Origin of the sequence: Blautia sp. HCP28S3_G10 (assembly GCF_052065235.1) — a bacterium.
GTDB lineage: Bacteria > Bacillota > Clostridia > Lachnospirales > Lachnospiraceae > Blautia_A.
This window is the reverse complement of record NZ_JBQHUL010000070.1, coordinates 1-5949: the sequence shown is the minus strand read 5'-3', so window position 1 is coordinate 5949 and position 5949 is coordinate 1. Positions and strand designations below refer to the sequence as shown.

The window sequence follows — 5949 nt, the reverse complement described above, 5'->3', positions numbered from 1 at the left end:
TTGGCTATGGGGTAAACCATAGCGTTTTTTTGTAATATAATTAGAAATTACAAGAAAAATTATAAAAGAAGAACTCCCACCTTAAAAAAATGGGAGTTTTTCAGTGCCCTTGTATTTTCAAGGGTTTGAGCATTTTTATGTTTTCATGCTCTCCTGGCGTATCTTAGCAAGATTTTGCATATCTTTTCCTTTGAGTGTGGGAAAAGTGTGGGAAATTCAACTGGTTTTCCCACAGTTAGTCTGCCATGGATGAAATCCCTTAAAAATGCCTAAAACACTAGGCATTGACTAACTTCAGTTTCTGTAATTCTTCCTTCGCATCTTCAAATCTTACATGAGTATATGTGTTAAGAGTAACACCGATATCCGCATGTCCCATCAGATACTGTAATGACTTTGGATTGATTCCTGTCTTTGCCATGTTGCTGCAGTAAGTATGACGGCATACATGAGGTGTCACTTTTGGCATCTGGATTCGATAAATCTTATTGTATTTTTCGCGAATATGCTGAAAATACTTCTGCCAGTGAAGTGCTACCATAGGTTTTCCATTCTTATCCAAATATAAGAAACCAGCTTTTCCATCCACGATTGGTTCCACTTTTGGTTTCTTCCTGTTTTTCAAAATGGTTTTAAAGCACTCATAAACCTCATTGGTCATGGGAAGCACTCTGGTTCCTGATGTGGATTTGGTATCTTCAATGATGTACTTCATTCCCGAAGTGCGAAGTAATTGATGATCTATATTGATGGTTCGCTCTCTCATATTGATATCAGATATCGTCAATCCACAGAACTCAGAGATCCTCATACCGGTTTTGAAAAGAATGTATATTGCCTCATAATATCTTGAGAAGTGCTTATCATTCTTCACAAACTCCAAAAACTGTCTCTCTTGCTTTCTGGTAAGAGCTTCTCTCGTTTCTGAATCATTTACCAGAACCGTAGCAAGTTCAAAGGCAAATGGATTCTTATCTAAGATATCATCTTCCAAAGCCATCTGAAATGCAGGTCTTACCACTCCGCGAATGGTATGAATGGTACTGTATTTCTTACCATTTTCCTGCAACTCAATCAACCACAGCTTAGCATCAGAAATACGAATCTCATCAATAAATCTTTCTCCAAACGGATCCTTTTTCAGGGTATTTATCACAGTCTTATAACCGGCTCTGGTACTTTCACGTACTCCCTGCTTTTGCTTGATATAACGCTCTACCAATTCATTTACTGTCATTTTAGGACAATTCGGTTTCCCCAAGAGCTGTTTCTTCAGAATCTCTTCTTCCATTGTTCTCAGAGCAACACAGTCTCTCTTTCCTGCAGGCAGCTTATCGGTCGGTTCTAACTTCCAGCTATAAACATCCTTTCGTTTTCCGTTTTCTAAATAACTATATCTGTAACGACCATCCTTGCATTGGCTCTCTCGATCGCGTAATATACGTTTTTTATTATCACGTCGCTTCTGACTCATATGTGCTAACCTCCTAAATTTAAGAGAGCCTCTGCCATAGCACACAGTTAGTATATCATGAAGAGGCTCTTTTCGTAATCCCTTAAATTGCTGATGTTTTATCCAAAAATGACTCGAATTTTTTCCTCTTAATTTGGACACGATTGCCGTTATAAAGAATAAAATCAGCACCTTCGTGGTCAGCCACAATCTGACGCAATTTCTTCTGCCCGATTCCAAAGTAATCAGCAGCCTGTTCTATACTTAATGAATATTTTTCAAAAATCGGTGTTTCATAATTACGATTCAAATGTATCTCCTTCACTTCCTTATTATGTTCTATTCCCCTTTGGCATCTGGCAGGCAGGCAAGGTATCCGGGAATTCTTGCCAACCTGACCAGTGCCTTTGCCAAACTCACTTCTTAAGACAAACTGTTTTCTTGGAGTTCTCATATCCATAATCCAGCTCGTCTTCTAATTTTTTTCTTGCATCTCGCATGGTTCGATCTGAGATTTTAAGTTTCTTGCCCTCTGCATCCAAATCCGCCACGTACATAAGATTTCTTGTTGTCAGGATTTGTCGTATCAATTTCATTGCCTGCTCCAACTTTGTTTCCTTCTGCATTCCAGCTTTTCCTGACATCAATTCCTGCTCGGTGATTTCATATTCACCAATCCACTCCAACTTACTGTTTTCCAATGTAAATGCTACCGGTGTAGGTTTTGGTGCCAGTGAACTCTTTGTTTGAATCACTACTCGTACATCCCTTTCGGTTTCTTTTTCCACCTTTCCGACTAATAAAATGCTTCTTACCGCAGCTGAAATATCCACCGATCCAAGACCTCTATAATTGGCATGTGTTCCGGCATTCTTATTCAAGTGACCTATCAGAACAATTGCTGCGCCTGTTCGTTCTGCCACTCCCCCTAGATATCGAAACAATGGACGAATCTCATTTGCTCTGTTCATATCCACATCCGGTCCAAGATAAGCCTGGATTGGATCCATGATTAAAAGCTTTACATTGTTCTGTTTAATTGCCAGTTCCAATCTCGGATCAGTAAGAGACAGCATGGAATCATCTTCTACAATGACACGCACACGTTCCATATCTGCTCCACATTGCATCAACCTCGGTTTTATCGTATCTCCGATTCCATCTTCTGCAGTCTGGTAAAACACATTGAAAGAATCCATCGGGAGCTCATTCGGCAGTTCCTTTCGATTGGTACATGCTGCAGCCAAATGCATGGCAAGCCATGTTTTTCCTTGTCCCGGATCACCCTGAATCAAAGTTACCTTTCCAAACGGAATAAATGGATACCATAACCACTCCACTACCGTCTCTTTAATCTCTGTCATCTTTCTGACTGGGATCTTTTTTTCACCGGAACCCCGAAGTTCCACATCCGATATGTAGTACTTCTCGCCCGAATCACCACTTCGATTTACCAGCACTTCATTCCAATCTTTTTTACTTGGCACCAATTGATTCACTGCATATCGTGATGGAATTGAATCAAATAACTTAGCACAGGCCTCATGCCCGGCTTTATCATTATCCAGACAAAGAATAATCTGTTCCACTTCAGAGCGTTCAGAAAGAAAAATCTTAAGTGCTTTCGCACTGACTCCACCCAGTGAAAGATAATGATTTTCATGCCAGTACTTCGGATAAAGTGTAATAAAAGATAGTAGATCAATGGGTGATTCGAATACATACAACTTTCTCGCTAATCTTTTTCTTTGCTTATCCTCATCCCAAAATGCTACGCTTTTAAACCCATATTCCTTTTGCGAGCCTGATACATCTCCACGTAATTGTTCTGCTCCTGCATTTCTCCAGCTGGCGTATCGCGGATTACCTTCGGAGTCTCTACCAACAAAAACAACTCTTTGATTGTCTTTCTCCTGATAAATATCTCCTCGCTTGATAAATTCACTCACAATATCTTTATTCAGTTTTCGCTGATCAACCAGATACTCCATAATGTGATCTTGATTCTCATCTGCTTCAGGAAGCACCATCTCCTTTGTGGGGATGGGGTCTGCTACTGCAAGACCACCGTCCTCCACATAGGGAAATGCCCTTTTCTCAGAAAGAGAGATTTTCAAACCAGCCATGGCTTCCTCTCCATCCAGTAACTCCTTTACGGCATCTGGAAAACTCAAATCATAAAACTCCATCATAAAATCAATCGGCCAACCACCTTTACCCTGACTGTGTCGATACCATTTATTTTCACAAATGGTCACACTGTCATGCTTTTCCCAACGATATTCTCTGCCTGCTTTCTTGAAACGTTCTCCTCTTGCAGAAAGAAATCGAACCAGATTCACTTCGTTGGCTCTTGCAATCTGATCCTCCGTATATTTTTCCAACGCATCACCTTCTCTCTAAAGTTCCATACCACGATTCCGTTTCTTTGGTTTCTCAGCTTCTCTTTGTTTTACTTCCACTTGTTTTTTCTCAAGTGCTTCTAAAACAGAGCTCTCATTTTTATCATCCAAAACAGATTCAATGTTTTTCTGAATCTTCTGATATGTTTTCAGTTCTCTAAATAGAGCATCTTTCTCTTCTTTCAGTGCAGCTATCTCACCGGGTAAAACAGATTTATCATATTCCCACTTATGAATCGGAACCTTTCCATCATCATTTCGATTTTCCTGCAACACTCGCCTGGCACGATAATATCGATTCAGCTCCACCTTATGTTCCTCTTTGTATTTCTCCTTAAACCATTTCTTCTGGTTCAGCTCATCATATATCGGCTGCATTTTCTGAAATTCCTCCCAGGCACGGATTCCTTCTTTTGCTAAAGATAGCGTTGCTGCCTTGTTCTCAAGCTCTTTCTTTTTATCCTGAATTGATTTTTCTAATGATTGAATCCTTGCTGTCAGCTCATCCGGAGTATCAATGTGTTTCCTCTGTAGAAATGAAATGGTGGTTGTAAATTCTTTCAAATTTGTTGTCTTTGCCTTTTGAGTCCCATATGCAAATGTCTCTGCCACGTCATTTCTCTGCTCATAATATTCCATCAAATACTCTGCAATGGTAGGTTTCTTTGCAAGCATCATTTTTTCCTGTAGTTGACCTTCCTGAAACATTGCTTTCCACAAAAGTTCTTTTGCATCCCGAAGCATCTGATTAAACTTACGGATCATTCGATTCAAGCTTCCAAGAGCTGTTTCCATTCCTTTTGCTTCCATAGCTCGAACCGTTGGTCCTTCGTGAACTGTTGGAATCTGATTCACACCAAGTTCTTCATAAGAACGCCAGTCTACTCTTTGTGACAAACCTTTTTCTTCATAAAGCTCGTTGCACAGATCTGCCCATGCCTTTCGCAGTTCCATCAAAGTTTCCTTACTGCTCCAATCATTTACCGGCACAGCTTTCATTTTTGGTTTGCCATTTTTATTTAAAACCGGTGTTCCATCTTCTTTCAGAATCGGAATCTTTTTCTGCTTTACATCCCATGCACCATCTTTCTTCAAAGGACGGATTGGAACCATGATATGCATGTGAGGATTTGGTACTTTATCATCTGATCGCTTTGGATCATGAATCGCCAGATCCACAATCATACCTCGACTAACCAACTGTTCTCGGACAAATTTTCTTGCCAGTTCGATATTTTCTTCCATCGAAAATTCATTCATAAAAGCAATATCAAAACTGTGTGCCAGCTGTGCTTTCTTATTTGACTCTTCCCACTCCAGTTCATTCCAGAGAGTTTCTCTGTCTTTAAATCTTTCAGGAGCATGATCGGGCAAATGAATTTCTGAAAGAATCACTCCACCTTTTCTTGTGTAGTCATTTGTTTCTCCGTAATAACTGCTGTAAAGTTTTTCACCGGAACGATATGCCGCACTTGCGATTGCTGACTGTCCATGCCCTCTAGATAGCTGCGTTAAATGAAAATGATAACATCCCAAGTTACTCCTCCTCTACAATTTCCTGTCTGCCCTGTACCATATCGGCCACACGCAAATGAAACTTTAGCTCTGGAATATGTAACACTTCATCCATCAATTCATAAAACTCCGATTCCATCAGATACTGTGTGTCTTTGCAGATTGCTTCGATCGCAGCACCCTTTGTGATCAGACGATGTACTCTGGCCTTTTCTTTTTTCTTTTTCTGGTAGACAATCTGATTTTCTGCTCGCTGAATACAATGTTCTGCCTGCAACTGCTTTAATCTTGCATCTTCAATCTGCTGTTTGATTTTTTCCTGTTCTTTTAAATTTTCTTCTCGATACTCTTCAAATGATTTCTTTCTTGCCATATGTAAATAACCTTTCTTTAAAAATCTTTCTCTTCATCGGATTTATAATCCGCAAAACCTTTTCTGAAATGGCTTTCAGAACGGTACACTCCGAAGGTGTTATCCGGCATTTTATCTGGTCCTATACCATGCCACATTCAATCAAATTAAAAAGGGGCACAGCATAAATTATTCTGATGGATTTTTCATCGGATTACTTTATGCCG

The 5949-nt window shown here is 39.8% G+C and carries 5 protein-coding genes; all 5 read right to left on the bottom strand.

Going from position 1 to position 5949, the window contains the following annotated elements; genetic code table 11:
- Positions 1-277: 277 nt before the first annotated feature.
- The 5 genes from ACTNB8_RS16000 to ACTNB8_RS15980 all read right to left on the bottom strand — a co-directional run bounded on the left by ACTNB8_RS16000 (position 278) and on the right by ACTNB8_RS15980 (position 5743).
- Positions 278-1474, bottom strand: coding sequence for a tyrosine-type recombinase/integrase (locus ACTNB8_RS16000; RefSeq protein WP_441056068.1), 1197 nt, complete (start codon positions 1472-1474; stop codon positions 278-280).
- A gap of 82 nt (positions 1475-1556) precedes the next feature.
- Positions 1557-1913 (bottom strand): excisionase, encoded by a 357-nt coding sequence (locus tag ACTNB8_RS15995; protein WP_441056067.1) that lies wholly within the window; start codon positions 1911-1913, stop codon positions 1557-1559.
- Positions 1870-3837, bottom strand: a complete 1968-nt coding sequence (locus ACTNB8_RS15990; RefSeq protein ID WP_441056066.1) for an AAA family ATPase — start codon at positions 3835-3837, stop codon at positions 1870-1872. Before ACTNB8_RS15990 ends, ACTNB8_RS15995 begins: the two co-directional genes overlap by 44 nt.
- 15 nt (positions 3838-3852) lie before the next feature.
- On the bottom strand, positions 3853-5391 hold the full coding sequence (gene mobQ, locus ACTNB8_RS15985) for a MobQ family relaxase (RefSeq protein WP_441056065.1): 1539 nt from the start codon (positions 5389-5391) through the stop codon (positions 3853-3855).
- A 1-nt stretch (position 5392) separates the two neighbouring features.
- Positions 5393-5743, bottom strand: a complete 351-nt coding sequence (locus ACTNB8_RS15980; RefSeq protein ID WP_441056064.1) for a DUF3847 domain-containing protein — start codon at positions 5741-5743, stop codon at positions 5393-5395.
- Between the last annotated feature and the right edge of the window lie 206 nt (positions 5744-5949).